This window comes from Providencia sp. wls1922, assembly GCF_009706505.1.
GTDB classification, from domain to species: Bacteria; Pseudomonadota; Gammaproteobacteria; order Enterobacterales; family Enterobacteriaceae; genus Providencia; species Providencia lanzhouensis.
On the sequence record NZ_WLUG01000089.1, the window covers coordinates 62,420 to 77,150 of the forward strand.

Genomic DNA, 14,731 nt, shown 5'->3' on the forward strand with positions numbered 1-14,731 from the left:
TTAGGGGGATTATTGTTTATCTTCAATAATCATCGCGGCTGCACGCTCCGCAATCATGATGGTTGGCGCATTGGTATTGCCACTTGGAATTTCTGGCATCACCGAACAATCCACCACTCGTAGTTTGTTGATCCCATGAACGCGAAGACGTAAATCAGTGACGGAATTTGCGGTATCGGTACCCATACGGCAGGTGCCAACGGGGTGATAAACTGTTTTACAGAAATTACGCACAAACTCTTCTAATTGCCCCTCATCATGCTGAACTTGGGCTGGCGGCATTAATCTATTTTTACTGACAGCTTGCAATGATGGCTGGCTTAATACCTCTAAACCGAATTTCACCGCACGTTTACAACCTTCCATATCTTCTGGTTCAGCCAAGTAATTGGCGTGAATTCTTAACGGATCTTGCGGGTTTTGGCTACGCAGTAAAATTTCCCCGCGTGACTTAGGCTGTAAGTAACCGACTTTCAGTGAAAAACCGTGAGCGGCAGGTAGCGGCTCCCCCGGTACATCATCCCAGCTATCTAAAATAGGCAAAAAGTGAATTTGCACATCTGGGCGACCTTGGTTGCAGCTGTCTTTAAAGGCAGCGCCTTCTAAAACGTTAGAAGCGAGTAGCCCACTGCGAAATGCCATCCACTCAAAACCATGTTTGATAGCGGCAAAGCCTTGGTCGGCACCAAATAAGCTGATTGGCTCTTTGGTGGTGACGTTGATAGACATATGCAAATGATCGTGAAAGTTTTTGCCCACCGGTAAATTTGCCACGGTTTTGATCCCTAAAGAGGAAAGGTGTTCTTCAGGTCCGATACCAGAGAGCATCAACAACTTCGCTGACCCCATTGCACCGGAGCAAACCAACACTTCTTCACGCGCTAGGGCTTCGATTTCGTGACCATTTTTACCTTGGTAAGCCACGCCGACTGCTTGTCCATCGCGAATAATAATGCGGTTAACTTGGGTATTGAGCTTGAGGGTTAAACGGTCGCTATTTGCTACTGATTTCAAATAGGTTTTGGATGTACTGGCTCTTTCCCCGTTGTGAGTTGTGGTTTGATAGAAACTGGTTCCTTGCTGGCTCTCTCCATTAAGGTCATTAACGTATGGTAAACCATGTTCTTGAGCCGCTTGAATGAATGCCATAGAAAGTGGATGGCGATAACGGTTTTCACTGACGGGAAGAGGTCCTTCCGTGCCGTGGTATTCTCCGGTTAAGCTTTCATTGCGCTCGGCTTTTTTAAACCACGGTAGAACGTCTTGGTAACCCCAGCCTTCGCATCCGTACTTGTGTGCCCAGTTATCATAATCCTGTTTTTGCCCGCGAATGTAGATCATGCCATTGACTGAACTACTGCCCCCCAGCACGCGACCTTGAGCAATTTGCATTTTGCGGTTGTTGGCATGAGGTTCAGGTTCGGTTTCATATGGCCAGCTTTTTTGGGCAATAATTTTAGCGACACCAGCAGGCATACGGATAAACATATGGTTATCGCTACCGCCCGCTTCAATAAGCAGCACGCGAGCTTGGGTTTCTTGGATCAGACGTGCGGCGAGAACACAACCTGCGGAGCCTGCACCGACAATAATATAGTCATATTTTTGTGTGCTCATTTTATTTCCCTGTTGAAATTAACATTCAATCATCATTTCTTTAACAATAACGCCTTTAGGTTATTAATGTATAAATAATGTTCTGTTAGTGTGATTCGCTTCAAAAATAATTTCCTATGTAACTATTTTTAATTTTTTCTACTTATTGTTATTTAAAAGGAAAATATGAATTTCATAATTTTTTAGTCTTGTTTTTAATTTCATTAATAAGTTAATGTTTTATTAATTGGTTTATTCTTAGTGAAAAATAGTGCGAGCGAAAAAGATGCATAGAAAAGAATTGCGTGATTATCTGATACCCATTGGGAATGCTTTAAGGGATGCTGAACGCCTAATAAAATAAGAGGTACTTTTACGAATGAAAACAATACCAATAAAAAGCCTGCTGATGGGATTGTCTATTTCTGTGTTTATGACGGCGATGGCGTCAGCCATGCCGCTTGAAGAACAGTTTCAGTTAATGGCGGAAGATGAAAGCGAAAAAATCCGCTGCTTTGAACCTTCTTCACCTTTCCTGTATTGCCTTAAAGGAAGCGTATACAAAAAAGGTGGTATCAGGCTCATAGATAAGCAGGGTAATGAAGTGTATCAATTTTACTATTTTGATAATGGTCTCGACCCTGCGAGTGAAGGGCTATACCGAATTCGTCAGGGGGAAAAAATAGGTTATGCCAACGCCCAAACCGGAGAGATTGTGATTGAGCCGATTTATGATTGTGCATATCCATTTGAAAACAGTAAAGCCAAGGTAGGCAAGAAGTGTGAGCGACAAACCGACGGAGAACATAGCTGGTGGGTTGGGGGCGAATGGCAAGAAATTGTTAATCCACTGAGTAGGGAAAATTAGCGTTTTATTCATGTATTAACCTCAGGAATTTAACAAAAGTCACAATCTAAATATGATTTTAAAAGTTACTTAACTTGTTGAAATGAAAAATATTTGGTACTCAGATCACATTTTTTGAGGGTTTAGCGACTCTTGAAAACCATTCACCGCAAAAAACTAACCGCTTAATTCTGTATGCCACCACTCAAGGTAACTTTTCGCTTTTCCTGATAGTAATTTTTTACCATACCCACTATGGCAGAACTCAATTTTTTACATTCAAAATCATTCAACCACTGCCTATTAAAAAATCATTTGTTATTCATCGAAAACGATTAAAAACAACGTTTTCGCAGTTTAATAAACGGTAATTACGTATTAATGGCATGTTCGTTCTACCTCAGAAGGGTGTTCTATGAACAAAAATGGTATTTTAAAACACATTCCATGGATGATCCTCGGGATCATCGGTGCAATCTGTTTAGGGGTTGTCGCGCTAAGACGCGGCGAGCACATTAGTGCATTGTGGATCGTCGTCGCATCTGTGGCGGTGTACTTGATTGCTTATCGTTACTACAGCTTATATATCGCTAAAAAAGTGATGAAGTTGGACGAAACGCGTGCTACACCGGCGGTCATTAATAATGACGGCTTAAACTATGTTCCAACCAATAAAAACGTTCTGTTTGGTCACCACTTTGCGGCTATCGCAGGGGCGGGTCCATTAGTTGGGCCAGTATTAGCGGCTCAGGTGGGTTACTTACCAGGAACATTGTGGCTATTGGCTGGGGTTGTTCTTGCGGGTGCGGTACAGGACTTTATGGTGCTGTTTATCTCCTCACGCCGTAACGGTGCATCTCTTGGTGAGATAGTTAAAGAAGAATTGGGTCCAATCCCAGGTACGCTAGCACTGTTTGGCTGTTTCTTAATTATGATCATCATCCTCGCAGTATTGGCGCTGATCGTGGTTAAGGCACTGGCAGAAAGCCCATGGGGTGTGTTCACAGTTTGCTCCACTGTGCCGATTGCGCTCTTTATGGGGATATACATGCGCTATATCCGACCAGGGCGTGTGGGTGAAATTGCCGTTATCGGTATTGCACTGTTAGTCGCTTCTATTTGGTTTGGTGGTGTGATTGCTCATGACCCTTACTGGGGTCCAGCACTGACCTTTAAAGATACGACGATTACCTATGCATTAGTCGGTTATGCGTTTGTTTCCGCGTTACTGCCAGTATGGTTGATTTTGGCGCCTCGCGACTACTTAGCGACATTCCTGAAAATCGGGGTTATCGTTGGTTTGGCTGTAGGTATTGTTATCCTGAACCCTGAGCTGAAAATGCCAGCGGTGACACAGTTTGTTGATGGTTCTGGTCCAGTTTGGAAAGGTACACTGTTCCCATTCCTGTTCATCACCATTGCGTGTGGTGCGGTATCCGGTTTCCATGCCTTGATCTCTTCCGGTACGACGCCAAAACTGTTAGCGAACGAAAAAGACGCGCGTTACATCGGCTACGGTGCGATGTTAATGGAATCTTTCGTCGCTATCATGGCGTTAGTCGCAGCTTCTATCATCGAGCCAGGTCTGTATTTTGCAATGAACACCCCACCATCAGCATTAGGTATCACTATGCCTAACCTGCATGAGCTGGGTGGTCCAGATGGCGCTGCAATTATGGCGCAACTGAAAGATGTGTCTGTTCATGCGGCAGCAACGGTCAGTTCATGGGGCTTTGTCATTTCCCCAGAACAAATCATGCAAACAGCAAAAGACATTGGTGAGCCTTCGATTCTAAACCGTGCTGGTGGTGCGCCAACCTTAGCTGTCGGTATTGCGTTTGTATTCCACGAAATTATGCCAGCTGCCAACATGGGCTTCTGGTATCACTTCGGTATTCTGTTTGAAGCACTGTTTATCTTAACGGCTCTGGATGCGGGTACCCGTTCTGGTCGCTTTATGCTGCAAGATTTACTGGGTAACTTCGTGCCATTCCTGAAGAAAACCGATTCTCTGTTTGCAGGGATCATTGGTACAGCAGGATGTGTAGGTTTGTGGGGTTACTTACTGTATCAAGGCGTTGTTGACCCACTGGGCGGCGTTAAGAGCTTGTGGCCACTGTTCGGTATCTCCAACCAGATGCTGGCAGCGGTAGCGTTAGTCCTGAGTACGGTTGTATTAATTAAGATGAAACGCAGTAAATACATCTTAGTGACTGTGTTGCCAGCGGTATGGTTATTAATCTGTACTACATGGGCACTAGGACTGAAATTATTCAGTGATAATCCTCAACTGGAAGGTTTCTTATACTTAGCGAAATCTTACAAAGAGAAAATCGCCGCGGGTGGTGCTGAGTTAACGGCACAAGAAATTACTAATATGAATCACATTATTATTAATAACTACACTAACGCGGGTCTGAGTATTCTGTTCTTAGTGGTGGTTTACGGTATTATCTTCTACGGTATTCGAGTGGGAATGAAAGCCCATAAAAACCCAAATCGTACAGATAAAGAAACCCCTTATGTTCCTGTTCCTAAAGAGGGTGTGAAAGTGTCATCTTCACACTAAGAGCAGAATAATGCGTCGAGTTGAGTTTCACTCGAAACAGTAAGGGAAGCCCGACATTGTACGAAAAAACAATGTCGGGCATTTTGCCTTTGGAGATGGTTATGTTTGGAAACTTGGGTAAAACCGGTAAATATTTAGGGCAGGCGGCGCGTATGCTGGTGGGGATCCCCGATTACGATACCTATGTGCAGCATATGAAAGATAATCACCCCGATAAACCTGTGATGACCTATAAAGAGTTTTTCCGTGAACGACAAGATGCTCGCTACGGCGGCAGTGGTAAAGGCGGATTTCGCTGCTGTTAACCAACTTTCTTATCAATGAATGGCATGATGAGGGCAATAATGAAACCAATCAATGTAACGATTTTAACGGGCTTTTTGGGTGCAGGAAAAACCACGCTATTGAGCCACATTCTCAACGCGGATCATGGTCATAAAATTGCCGTGATCGAAAATGAGTTCGGCGAAGTTCCTATCGATAATGCGTTGATTGGTGACCGTGCCACGCAAATCACCACCTTAAGTAATGGCTGTATTTGTTGCAGTCGCTCTAATGAGTTAGAAAATGCGTTGTTGGATTTATTGGACGGTTTAGACAGCGGCAAACTCGATTTTGAGCGTTTAGTGATTGAGTGCACGGGAATGGCAGATCCAGGTCCGATTACACAAACATTTTTCTCCCATGAAGTACTGTGCGAGCGTTATTTATTGGATGGCATTATTACCTTGGTGGATGCGGTTCACGCCGATAAGCAACTTAATGATTTCGCCATTGCCCAAGCGCAAATTGGTTATGCTGACAGAATTCTTCTCACCAAAACCGACATTGAGCCAAATACCGATGCGCTGATTGAGCGTTTGCAGCGTATTAATGCCCGAGCACCGATTTATCCGGTGGTTCATGGGGATATTAATTTAGATTTGCTGTTAGATATTGACGGCTTTTTGCTGGATTCAAAGCTCAATGTTAAGCAACCGACGTTCCGTTTTGCCCCTAAGCAGCAAAATGAGGTGGGGTCGATTGTGCTGGAGTTTGATTATCCGGTTGAGCTGATGGCCGTCTCCCAAGTGATGGAAGATTTACTACTCGGTTTTGCAGATAATTTATTACGCTATAAGGGAATTTTATCCATTGTCGACGAGCCAAAACGCCTATTATTCCAAGGTGTTCAGCGCCTTTATAGTGCCGATTGGGATAGAGATTGGGGCGAAGATGAACCGCGCAGCAGCGTCCTCGTTTTCATCGGCATCGATCTCCCCGAAGCCGAAATTCGCGAAAAATTCGCCGCACTAGAAACCAGAAATTAAAATCAGAATCAAACTTATAGTAATCAGTAGTCAGAATAAAATTCAGAAATCAAAATTAAACTCAAAGTTATTAGCGCTGAAGGAAGGCGACAAACGCCAGCTATCCCTAGGAGCATACAAGAGTATGTGACTAGGGTAGCTAAGAGAAGTCAACGCACCAGCAGCGTTAAGAACGAAGAGTTTTGGAGGACATTATTTCGATTATTTGAATGTCTGTATGCCGCATAGAACCCGCCGCCAACGAACACAAGTTCGCAATCGACTGATCCACATCATCCGACACAATTCCGTCCGAGCCTCTTACACAGCTATTATCTAACGCCATCAATACGGCTTTGTATGCCGCACTTGCGCTGGTGGAGACTTTCATTGCACAGCTGTTTGATGCGCCATCACAGATCATGCCACTGACGTCGCCGATCATGCTTGAGATTGCCATTGCGACCACGTCATAGCGAGCTTCTAATAACCATGCAATCCCAGCGGCAGCACCCATTGCTGCGGTGGTTGCCGCACATAATGCAGAAAGTGCAGGCAGTTGGTTATGAATATAAATTGCCATTAAATGGGAGAGCATTAGCGCGCGAGCTAACTGTTCTTCGGTAGATTGCAGGTAATCTGCGGTGACAACAACTGGCATGGTGGCTGCAATACCTTGGTTACCGGAACCGGAATTACTCATGGCGGGCAATACCGCACCGCCCATACGTGCATCGGAGGCTGCCGTTGTGCGGATCATAATTTCGGATAATAAATCTTTGGACAATAAACCGCGGTCACGTTGAGCCTGCAATGTTTTACCAATATGCAGACCATAGCTATTACGCAAACCTTCTTGAGATAACGCATCATTTAAGTGTGCGGCTTCAAGAATGAAACGAATATCGTCTAATGGTGCTTGAGTTGCGAACTCATAAACCGCCTTAGCGGTGACTTTCGGTAAGCTGACATCGGTACCACAATCAACGGGATCCCGAGTTTCTGTTTTATTCTCAGTAATATCGAATAGAACCTGATCACCGTGGATAATTTTGACAATATGAGTGTGAGAGCCTGCGATGATCACCGTGGCAGAATCATTTTCGCTATAGGCTGTCGCTTCTGAATAAACAACATCATCACAAGGGGATTTAATATCAACGGTGATGGAACCGTCCACGAGCATCGCTTTACTGCGTGCAATCGCTTCAGGCGACGCGGATTTTAATACTTCTAACCCAGCATCAGCATCACCACCCACAGCACCTAGCGCCGCAGCAATCGGTAATCCCACCATTCCTGTACCCGGAACGGTGACACCCATACCATTTTTCATGAGATTTGGGGAAACAAATGCGGCAACGCGGATCACTGGCGATGACAAATAAGACGCTGCTTTTGCCGCTGCATAAGCAAGGGAAATGGGTTCAGTACAGCCCAGTGCAGGTTTAACGTCTTGTTTGACGGCATTGATAAAATATTGCCAGAGAAGTTCTTCAGTTTGCGTTGCCATGGTTATATCCCTAAAAGTCATGTGGTGATGGAATTATTTTAATGAAGAGGACGGAGAAAAACTTCACAATGTTTATGGATAAATGGGGATAAGAGAGAAAATTTATCTCTAATATGGTTTAGTGGGGGTAAATATTTTCAAATATGATGCCGATCACAAAAATCCTACCTATTTTCATAGGTAGGATACCGTAAGCTTAGCTTTCTAAATCGAGGCGTTTGCTTTGCCATTTACGTGAACGCCAGCGCCACGCATTGGTGAGCCCGCGAACCCACTCATCGACAAAGAATCCAATCCAGATACCGATTAACCCCATTTCCATTTTTATGCCAAGGAAGTAGCCCAATGGAATGGCGATCCCCCACATAAAGAGCACGGCGGTCAATAATGGGAACTTCGCATCACCAGAGGCACGAAGGGCGTTTACCATGACGATGTTGATAGTACGCCCCGGCTCTAAGAACACGGATAATAAGAAAATTGGCAGTAATAGCTGAATGATGCCTTGATCGTCCGTTAAGCTATCGAGGATTGGCGCGCGGAATAACCAGAACACAAACACCACGCCGATAGTGACGTAAAAGCCCCATTTCAAGCTCTTAAACGCACGACGATAGGCATCTTCAAAGCGCTTAGCGCCCACCAAATGCCCAACCATAATCTCATTACCAATACTGATGGAAATTCCAAACAGCATAATAAATAGGGAAAGCTGGAAGTAGAGGGTTTGCGCCGCAAGGGCAGTTTCACCCATTAAGCCGATAAAGGCGGATGCGGTCATAAAGTGCAGGATCCACACCAAGTTTTCGCCTGCTGCTGGTAAACCAATATGCAGGATTTTACTGAGCATTTTGCTGGACCAGCGGATCAGCATCATCGGGGTAAACTTGATCCTTAAACCATAGAATAGTAGGCAGAACAGTAAAATGACCGCTACAACGCGCCCAACCACCGTTGACCATGCAACGCCTTCCAGACCGTATTGTGGTAAACCAAAGAAGCCATACAGCACAATCATATTACCAATCACGGTAATGATGTTGGCAATCAACGTGACCCACATCGCCGGCTGAGCTTTACCATAAACGCGTAAACAAGCCGCGAGAATGATGGAGATCGCCTCTGGAATTAAACAGATACCCAAAATGTGCAAATACGCGTACCCATCATCCATTAAATGGGATGGAGTATTCATAATGGTCAGAATTTTGTAGCCAAAAAAGAGCGCAATTAAGGCGCTGGAGAAACCTAATATAAAGTTAAAGGCGATGGAAATATGAATTGCTTGGCTGGCTTTATCACGGCGACCTGCACCCAAATATTGAGCGATAACGACGCTACATCCTACGCTAATAAAGTTAAAGATAGTAATAAATAGGTCAAAGACCTGATTCCCGACCCCCATTGCGGCGAGGTAGGCAGTCGATACATGGCTCACCATATAGGTATTAATTAATAAGGTGGCCAAATGAAGGAAAATATCAATAAAGATTGGCCAACTGAGGGAATAGAGTGACCTCTCAGTGACATCGGGCTGATGCATTAAGAACCTTTGTATTCGTTGAAATTAGAGAAAAGAACGAGATTTGCTCGGATTCTACCTCTAATTGATAAAGTAACCTAGTAATAAAAGTCGGAACTTTTTAGATAATTAGGCTTTGTTTAATCTATATAAATTTGTTATTGATATGTGTCTTGTATTTGAAATATGACATCAGAATGACCGAGGAGTCACAATGACAAAAATTAAAACAGCAATAGTGGGTTACGGCAATATAGGTCGTTATGCACTAGAAGCTGTTCAAGCCGCTGATGATTTCGAATTAGTCGGAATTGTACGCCGTAATACCCAAGATATTCCAGCGGAATTAGCCGGATATAAAGTGGTTGATGACATCGAAAAATTAGATGGTGTGGATGTTGCGTTACTTTGTTCCCCTACACGCGCTATCGGAACTTTAGCAGAGAAAATCTTAAGCCTAGGGATTAATACTGTAGATAGCTTCGATGTACATTCGGATATCGTGGCATTAAAACATCAGCTTGATAGTGTCGCGAAGAAACATAACAGTGTGTCAATTGTATCGGCAGGCTGGGATCCAGGTTCTGACTCCATCATGCGTACCTTGATGCTGGCAATGGCACCAAAAGGGGTGACTTACACGAACTTTGGACCAGGCATGAGCATGGGGCACAGTGTAGCTGCGAAAGCGGTTGATGGCGTGAAAGATGCGCTTTCAGTCACCATCCCTCTAGGCACTGGTGTCCATCGCCGTATGGTGTATGTTGAGCTGGAAGCGGGGGCAAGTTTTGATGATGTGGTGCGTGGGATCAAGCAAGATAGTTATTTCTCTTCCGATGAAACCCATATTCGCCAAGTAGATAGCATTGATGCCTTAAAAGATGTGGGGCACGGCGTTCAAATGACCCATAAAGGGGTTTCCGGTGCGACGCATAATCAGTTATTCGAATACTCAATGCGCATCAATAACCCTGCATTAACATCGCAGTTTATGGTATCGGCCGCACGAGCAACCATGAAACAGCCTGCGGGAGCTTATACCGTTATTGAAATCCCACCAGTGAATTTCCTGCAAGGTGATTTAGATAGTTTAATCGCTAAGCTGGTTTAATTTTTAAATCGCTTTAATCACTGATTAATGGTGCGCAGCATAATAAATAGCATTGCTACCGCGTACCATTTTCTCTCCTCGCTTTTTATTTTATTCCCCTTCAGAATAATGCCATTATTTAGGATTGGTACGATATAAGCATATAAGAGTCTCAGCGGAGAAATGGAATGGAAACACCAAAGGAAAAGAAACCGGTTACGAATAAAAATAAAGGGCGCCAATCCTCAGCGGCAAGCTTTTTCCCTAAAAATAAAGGGGTAAAAAGCGTCAAAGAGACCCAAAATTCATTTAGTGTCATTCGTGCTTTTTCAAAAATGATAAATTATGGATTTTCAATATTCTATGTGGGTTTTATTATTTCAGTTTGGTTTTTTCCTGAAAATTACAGTATCGAGATTATTTATAACCTCACGCTGATCCTTATATTCGAGTTTATTCTGGTGCACTCCGGCGTATTTATGTCGGTATTTAAGAATTTTTTTTGTGATATTAGGATTTGCCTTGGTTTATGGTCTTTTTGCACTGGCCATTAATATGTCAGTTCTGGGAGATTCTCCTGTCATTTTATATCTCTACAGTGCGACGGTGGTAAACCGGATGCTGTTTGGATTAACCAGTCGAACCGACCAAGAACGCCAAGAAAACATGGGTTATTCCGCCTTAATGGCAATGAACTTTATGTTTAGTATCTTTACTGCGCTGTTGTTATCGTGGATGGTGCCGTATGGAGGGCTTACTCCAGAGTATCTTGAATCCATTCATTATTTAGATTCTATTGGTACGGGCGGGGAGTTCCCTGAAAAGCCGCATGTGGCGTTTGCGTTTGGCGTGCTCTATTTTTCGTTACCTGTTGTTTTGCCAGCATTATTTGGGCTAATGAGTTTACGCAAAAAGAAAAAAGACCAAATTACCGATGTGGATAGCCAATAAGTTGAATAGTAGATAGAAAGAAAAACGCCTACCGAAGTAGGCGTCCTGGTGTTGGCAAAAATAAAGTAAAACAGAAAATACAGAATGAAAATTAGCGAGTTATTGATTTAAATTGCTGTGTGGTCTCTTTCAATGCCACTTCTGTCGGTAAGCGTTCCATAGAACTTGCACCGTAGAAGCCATGGCAATCAGGGCAGTGCGCTAAAATATATTCTGCATCTTCCGGCGTGGCGATAGGACCACCGTGGCACAGAATAATCACATCATCACGCACAGATTTTGCGGCTTTCGCCCAATCATTGATAAGTTCAACGCAATCCGCCAGTGTGACAGCGGTTTCCGCACCGATGTTACCACCAGTGGTTAGACCCATGTGTGGCACAATAATATCCGCACCTGCCTGTGCCATTGCAATGGCATCTTCACGGCTAAAGACGTATGGCGTGGTTAATAACCCTTTTTCATGCGCCATGCGGATCATATCGACTTCTAAACCGTAACCCATGCCTGTTTCTTCTAAATTGGCACGGAAGTTACCGTCAATCAGCCCGACGGTTGGGAAGTTTTGTACCCCAGCAAAGCCAGTCGCCTTGATATCATCAAGAAATTTATCGAACTGACAGAATGGGTCTGTACCGTTAACTCCAGCAAGCACAGGGGTGTGCTTCACGACTGGGAGAACTTCTTTCGCCATATCCATCACGATTTCGTTGGCATTACCATAAGCCAGCAGGCCGGCGAGAGAGCCGCGTCCTGCCATACGGTAACGACCTGAATTATAAATAACGATTAAGTCGATGCCACCGGCTTCTTCACATTTAGCGGACAGACCAGTACCTGCGCCACCGCCAATGATGGGTTCTCCACGAGCAATCATCTCTCTGAAATTTTTCAGTAAGTCTTCGCGGTTATGTTTCATTGATGAACCTCTACTTGTTTACTATTTTCTGGTGTAATTCAATTACCTGCTCACAGAATTCAGGTGAATTAATGTGATGCGGGCTTAATATTAATTGTCGTTTTTCTGTCGTGACTAAGTGCTGTGTTAATGCGTCGATAAAGGCTTGATCTGCCTGCGGATCCCAAAATGGCGCTCCGTCGATATCTAATGCGGAAAAACCGGCTGTTGGGATAATAAAGCGAATTTCGCCTTCACAAGCATTCAGCTTTTCTGCAATCCAATGTCCCATCTGACGGTTCTCTTCTACTGTGGTTCTCATCAGTGTGACTTGGGCATTATGGTGATAAAACTGTCTATCTTTATACTGTTCTGGCACGGTGGAAGGGCGACCAAAGTTCACCATATCCAACGCACCGCAAGATAATACGCAAGGTGTTTGGGTTCGCGCGATGGCACCAAAGCGGTCTTCATCGCACGCCAATACGCCACCAAACAGGTAGTCGCACACTTCCGTGGTGGTGATATCCAAAACAGAATCTAATAAGCGGCTATCAATCAATTTTTCCATGGCTTTGCCGCCACTTCCCGTTGCATGGAATACTAGGCAGTCATGGTCGTGTTCTAATTTTGCCGTTAATTGCTGGACGCAAGGGGTGGTGACACCAAACATGGTTAAGGCAATAGCGGGTTTATTTTCAGCGGTATCGCCTTCACCGTTATCAAACCAGACTGCGCCGGCAATTTGGTTGGCCGCATTTTTCAGGACTTTACGTGAAATAACATTGAGTCCAGAAACATCCGTGACGGAGTACATCATGGAGATATCACTTGCGCCGATATACCCGGAAATATCTCCCGAGGCCATGGTGGAGACCATGAGTTTTGGCACACCGACAGGTAAAATTTGCATTGCTGGTGTAATCAGTGCCGTCCCCCCTGAGCCGCCTAGCCCAAGTATTGCGGCGACGTCAGTTTGTGCAGCAAGATAGAGGCTGAAGGCTTGTGCCATCGCTTCTATCGCTTTTCCTCGATCCCCGCAGAAAATGGCACCAGCGCCTTGAGGGTGGAAACTGGCAACCATTTCGGCGGTGACATCCGCATTTTTTTCTAATAATGATGGCTGAGTACTCAAGTCAACGGTACGTACAGCAAGCCCTGCATTTTTAATTAAGTCACTGACATAAAAAAGTTCAGCGCTTTTGGTGTCTAGGGTACTTGCAACATAAATAAAACCCTGATGCTTTGGCATAGAAAAATCCTTTGTTTTTTTATGTAACGTTGTTTGGTTACTTAATATGTGTAGGGTGTGTTGAATTTTTCATCTCAATGAGACTATAGTATCATTTACGATAAGTCAATAATGAGACTACAGTCTCATTATTGGCGTTATCTGCTTGGTTCTTTAGACGATGACTTGTATCTTGTTGATAAAACATTATAAATAGAGTGGTTATCATAAAATAGTTAAATCAGAATAATGGTTTTTGTCCCTGAATATTTAAATATAATGATTTACCGTGCTGTATTTATAGCGTAATTTCGAAAGCGAGCACACGACATACTCGTCAGATGATTAAGAATGCTTATCGGCGAATATGTACTGTGAAAGATATTGTCTACACTCATAGAAAGGCGATTTTAAGGATAAAGACATGCCACTGAGCCATCTCATGCCAGACTATAAAGGAACGCGCAAACGTACCTATAACTTACTCGTGTCAACGGCAGTTGAGCTATTTGAAAAAGGGGCAATGCCGTCAGTATCTGAGTTAGCAATGGAAGCGGGCGTTTCGCGTGCGACTGCGTATCGTTATTTTCCAACGCAAAGTGACCTGATTGCCGCGACGGTGAATGTTAGCCTCGGTCCTATTTTGACGTGGAAGCCGCAAAGCGAAAAAACAGAAGAGCGAATTGATGAACTGTTACGCTATGCATTCCCGCGTATGTTTGCTCACGAAGGGGTTTTGCGTGCGGCGTTACAAACATCACTTCAACAGTGGGCGCTTGGGCGTTCATCACCTTCACCAGAACCTGAAGAGAAACGATTAGAGCGTGGTAATCGTAAAGATATTTTGGCGATGGTGACATCACCGATGAAATCTGAGTTCCCGAATGAAGTGATTGATAAAGTCATCAAAGCGTTTTCCGTGATCTACGGTTCGGAAATTTTCTTGGTATTAAAAGATATCTGGAAACTGGATAATGATCAGGTAACTGAAATCGCCCAATGGATGGCAAAAGCGATTATTAATCAAGCTACTGCGGATAAGCAGCAGATTGAAAAACCATAGACATTTCCCCCTCTCAAATTCGCCTAATATCCTCCTGTCTATAGGGGGATTTTATGCCCTTCGTAGGATTATCGGTTAAACCTTCACGAAAAACAGGCATGACGCTCATTTCAGCATTCTTAGCCTCATGAGCTTGAATGATTGTGATATAACTTAATCTCA

Annotated in this window: 13 protein-coding genes; 8 read left to right on the forward strand and 5 right to left on the reverse strand. The window is 44.0% G+C overall.

Annotation, left to right across the window (positions count from 1 at the left end; genetic code table 11):
• Nucleotides 1-9 precede the first annotated feature (9 nt).
• Entirely contained in the window at nucleotides 10-1,617 is a 1,608-nt protein-coding gene (locus tag GKR71_RS10645) for a GMC family oxidoreductase (protein ID WP_154634272.1), read from the reverse strand.
• Between the two features lie 358 nt (nucleotides 1,618-1,975).
• Here GKR71_RS10645 and GKR71_RS10650 point away from each other — a divergent pair, with 358 nt between their 5' ends.
• From GKR71_RS10650 to yjiA, 4 genes are all read left to right on the forward strand, one after another.
• On the forward strand, nucleotides 1,976-2,464 hold the full coding sequence (locus GKR71_RS10650) for a WG repeat-containing protein (protein ID WP_154609868.1): 489 nt from the start codon (nucleotides 1,976-1,978) through the stop codon (nucleotides 2,462-2,464).
• Nucleotides 2,465-2,858: 394 nt separating this feature from the next.
• A complete protein-coding gene (locus tag GKR71_RS10655; RefSeq protein ID WP_036955633.1) occupies nucleotides 2,859-5,012 on the forward strand; it encodes a carbon starvation CstA family protein in 2,154 nt (717 codons plus the stop codon).
• Nucleotides 5,013-5,113: 101 nt separating this feature from the next.
• Nucleotides 5,114-5,317 (forward strand): YbdD/YjiX family protein, encoded by a 204-nt coding sequence (locus GKR71_RS10660; protein ID WP_036955629.1) that lies wholly within the window; start codon nucleotides 5,114-5,116, stop codon nucleotides 5,315-5,317.
• 39 nt (nucleotides 5,318-5,356) lie between these two features.
• Entirely contained in the window at nucleotides 5,357-6,322 is a 966-nt protein-coding gene (yjiA, locus tag GKR71_RS10665) for a GTPase (protein WP_036955626.1), read from the forward strand.
• Between the two features lie 166 nt (nucleotides 6,323-6,488).
• Here the strand turns inward: yjiA and GKR71_RS10670 are convergent, their stop codons facing one another.
• Both GKR71_RS10670 and GKR71_RS10675 read right to left on the reverse strand, forming a co-directional pair.
• Nucleotides 6,489-7,814 carry an L-cysteine desulfidase family protein gene (locus tag GKR71_RS10670; protein ID WP_154634273.1) on the reverse strand — a complete coding sequence of 442 codons (1,326 nt, stop codon included), beginning with the start codon at nucleotides 7,812-7,814 and terminating at the stop codon, nucleotides 6,489-6,491.
• 196 nt (nucleotides 7,815-8,010) lie between these two features.
• The gene (locus tag GKR71_RS10675; protein ID WP_036955617.1) at nucleotides 8,011-9,357 is read right to left on the reverse strand and encodes an MATE family efflux transporter; all 1,347 of its coding nucleotides are present in this window, start codon (nucleotides 9,355-9,357) and stop codon (nucleotides 8,011-8,013) included.
• 193 nt (nucleotides 9,358-9,550) lie between these two features.
• On the opposite strand from GKR71_RS10675, the gene GKR71_RS10680 reads away from it, so the two are divergent.
• From GKR71_RS10680 to GKR71_RS20065, 3 genes are all read left to right on the forward strand, one after another.
• On the forward strand, nucleotides 9,551-10,447 hold the full coding sequence (locus GKR71_RS10680; RefSeq protein WP_132496757.1) for a diaminopimelate dehydrogenase: 897 nt from the start codon (nucleotides 9,551-9,553) through the stop codon (nucleotides 10,445-10,447).
• Between the two features lie 167 nt (nucleotides 10,448-10,614).
• Complete coding sequence (locus GKR71_RS20060; RefSeq protein ID WP_230085066.1) at nucleotides 10,615-10,980, forward strand: hypothetical protein; 366 nt, start codon at nucleotides 10,615-10,617, stop codon at nucleotides 10,978-10,980.
• 1 nt (nucleotide 10,981) lies between these two features.
• A complete protein-coding gene (locus GKR71_RS20065; protein WP_230085067.1) occupies nucleotides 10,982-11,377 on the forward strand; it encodes a hypothetical protein in 396 nt (131 codons plus the stop codon).
• Nucleotides 11,378-11,468: 91 nt separating this feature from the next.
• On the opposite strand, the gene GKR71_RS10690 is transcribed toward GKR71_RS20065, so the two are convergent.
• A complete protein-coding gene (locus tag GKR71_RS10690; protein ID WP_036955608.1) occupies nucleotides 11,469-12,296 on the reverse strand; it encodes a phosphoenolpyruvate hydrolase family protein in 828 nt (275 codons plus the stop codon).
• 10 nt (nucleotides 12,297-12,306) lie between these two features.
• Nucleotides 12,307-13,527: a Tm-1-like ATP-binding domain-containing protein gene (locus GKR71_RS10695; RefSeq protein ID WP_036955606.1), complete on the reverse strand. Its 1,221-nt coding sequence runs from the start codon at nucleotides 13,525-13,527 to the stop codon at nucleotides 12,307-12,309.
• Nucleotides 13,528-13,930: 403 nt separating this feature from the next.
• Here GKR71_RS10695 and GKR71_RS10700 point away from each other — a divergent pair, with 403 nt between their 5' ends.
• The gene (locus GKR71_RS10700; protein WP_036955604.1) at nucleotides 13,931-14,569 is read left to right on the forward strand and encodes a TetR/AcrR family transcriptional regulator; all 639 of its coding nucleotides are present in this window, start codon (nucleotides 13,931-13,933) and stop codon (nucleotides 14,567-14,569) included.
• Nucleotides 14,570-14,731: the final 162 nt, after the last annotated feature.

Excerpts from the sequence above, each read along its gene's own strand:
- GKR71_RS10645 (WP_154634272.1), bottom strand. The coding sequence starts at position 1,617 with ATGAGCACACAAAAATATGACTATATTATTGTCGGTGCAGGCTCCGCA.
- GKR71_RS10650 (WP_154609868.1), top strand. The coding sequence starts at position 1,976 with ATGAAAACAATACCAATAAAAAGCCTGCTGATGGGATTGTCTATTTCT.
- GKR71_RS10655 (WP_036955633.1), top strand. The coding sequence starts at position 2,859 with ATGAACAAAAATGGTATTTTAAAACACATTCCATGGATGATCCTCGGG.
- GKR71_RS10660 (WP_036955629.1), top strand. The coding sequence starts at position 5,114 with ATGTTTGGAAACTTGGGTAAAACCGGTAAATATTTAGGGCAGGCGGCG.
- yjiA (WP_036955626.1), top strand. The coding sequence starts at position 5,357 with ATGAAACCAATCAATGTAACGATTTTAACGGGCTTTTTGGGTGCAGGA.
- GKR71_RS10670 (WP_154634273.1), bottom strand. The coding sequence starts at position 7,814 with ATGGCAACGCAAACTGAAGAACTTCTCTGGCAATATTTTATCAATGCC.
- GKR71_RS10675 (WP_036955617.1), bottom strand. The coding sequence starts at position 9,357 with ATGCATCAGCCCGATGTCACTGAGAGGTCACTCTATTCCCTCAGTTGG.
- GKR71_RS10680 (WP_132496757.1), top strand. The coding sequence starts at position 9,551 with ATGACAAAAATTAAAACAGCAATAGTGGGTTACGGCAATATAGGTCGT.
- GKR71_RS20060 (WP_230085066.1), top strand. The coding sequence starts at position 10,615 with ATGGAAACACCAAAGGAAAAGAAACCGGTTACGAATAAAAATAAAGGG.
- GKR71_RS20065 (WP_230085067.1), top strand. The coding sequence starts at position 10,982 with ATGTCAGTTCTGGGAGATTCTCCTGTCATTTTATATCTCTACAGTGCG.
- GKR71_RS10690 (WP_036955608.1), bottom strand. The coding sequence starts at position 12,296 with ATGAAACATAACCGCGAAGACTTACTGAAAAATTTCAGAGAGATGATT.
- GKR71_RS10695 (WP_036955606.1), bottom strand. The coding sequence starts at position 13,527 with ATGCCAAAGCATCAGGGTTTTATTTATGTTGCAAGTACCCTAGACACC.
- GKR71_RS10700 (WP_036955604.1), top strand. The coding sequence starts at position 13,931 with ATGCCACTGAGCCATCTCATGCCAGACTATAAAGGAACGCGCAAACGT.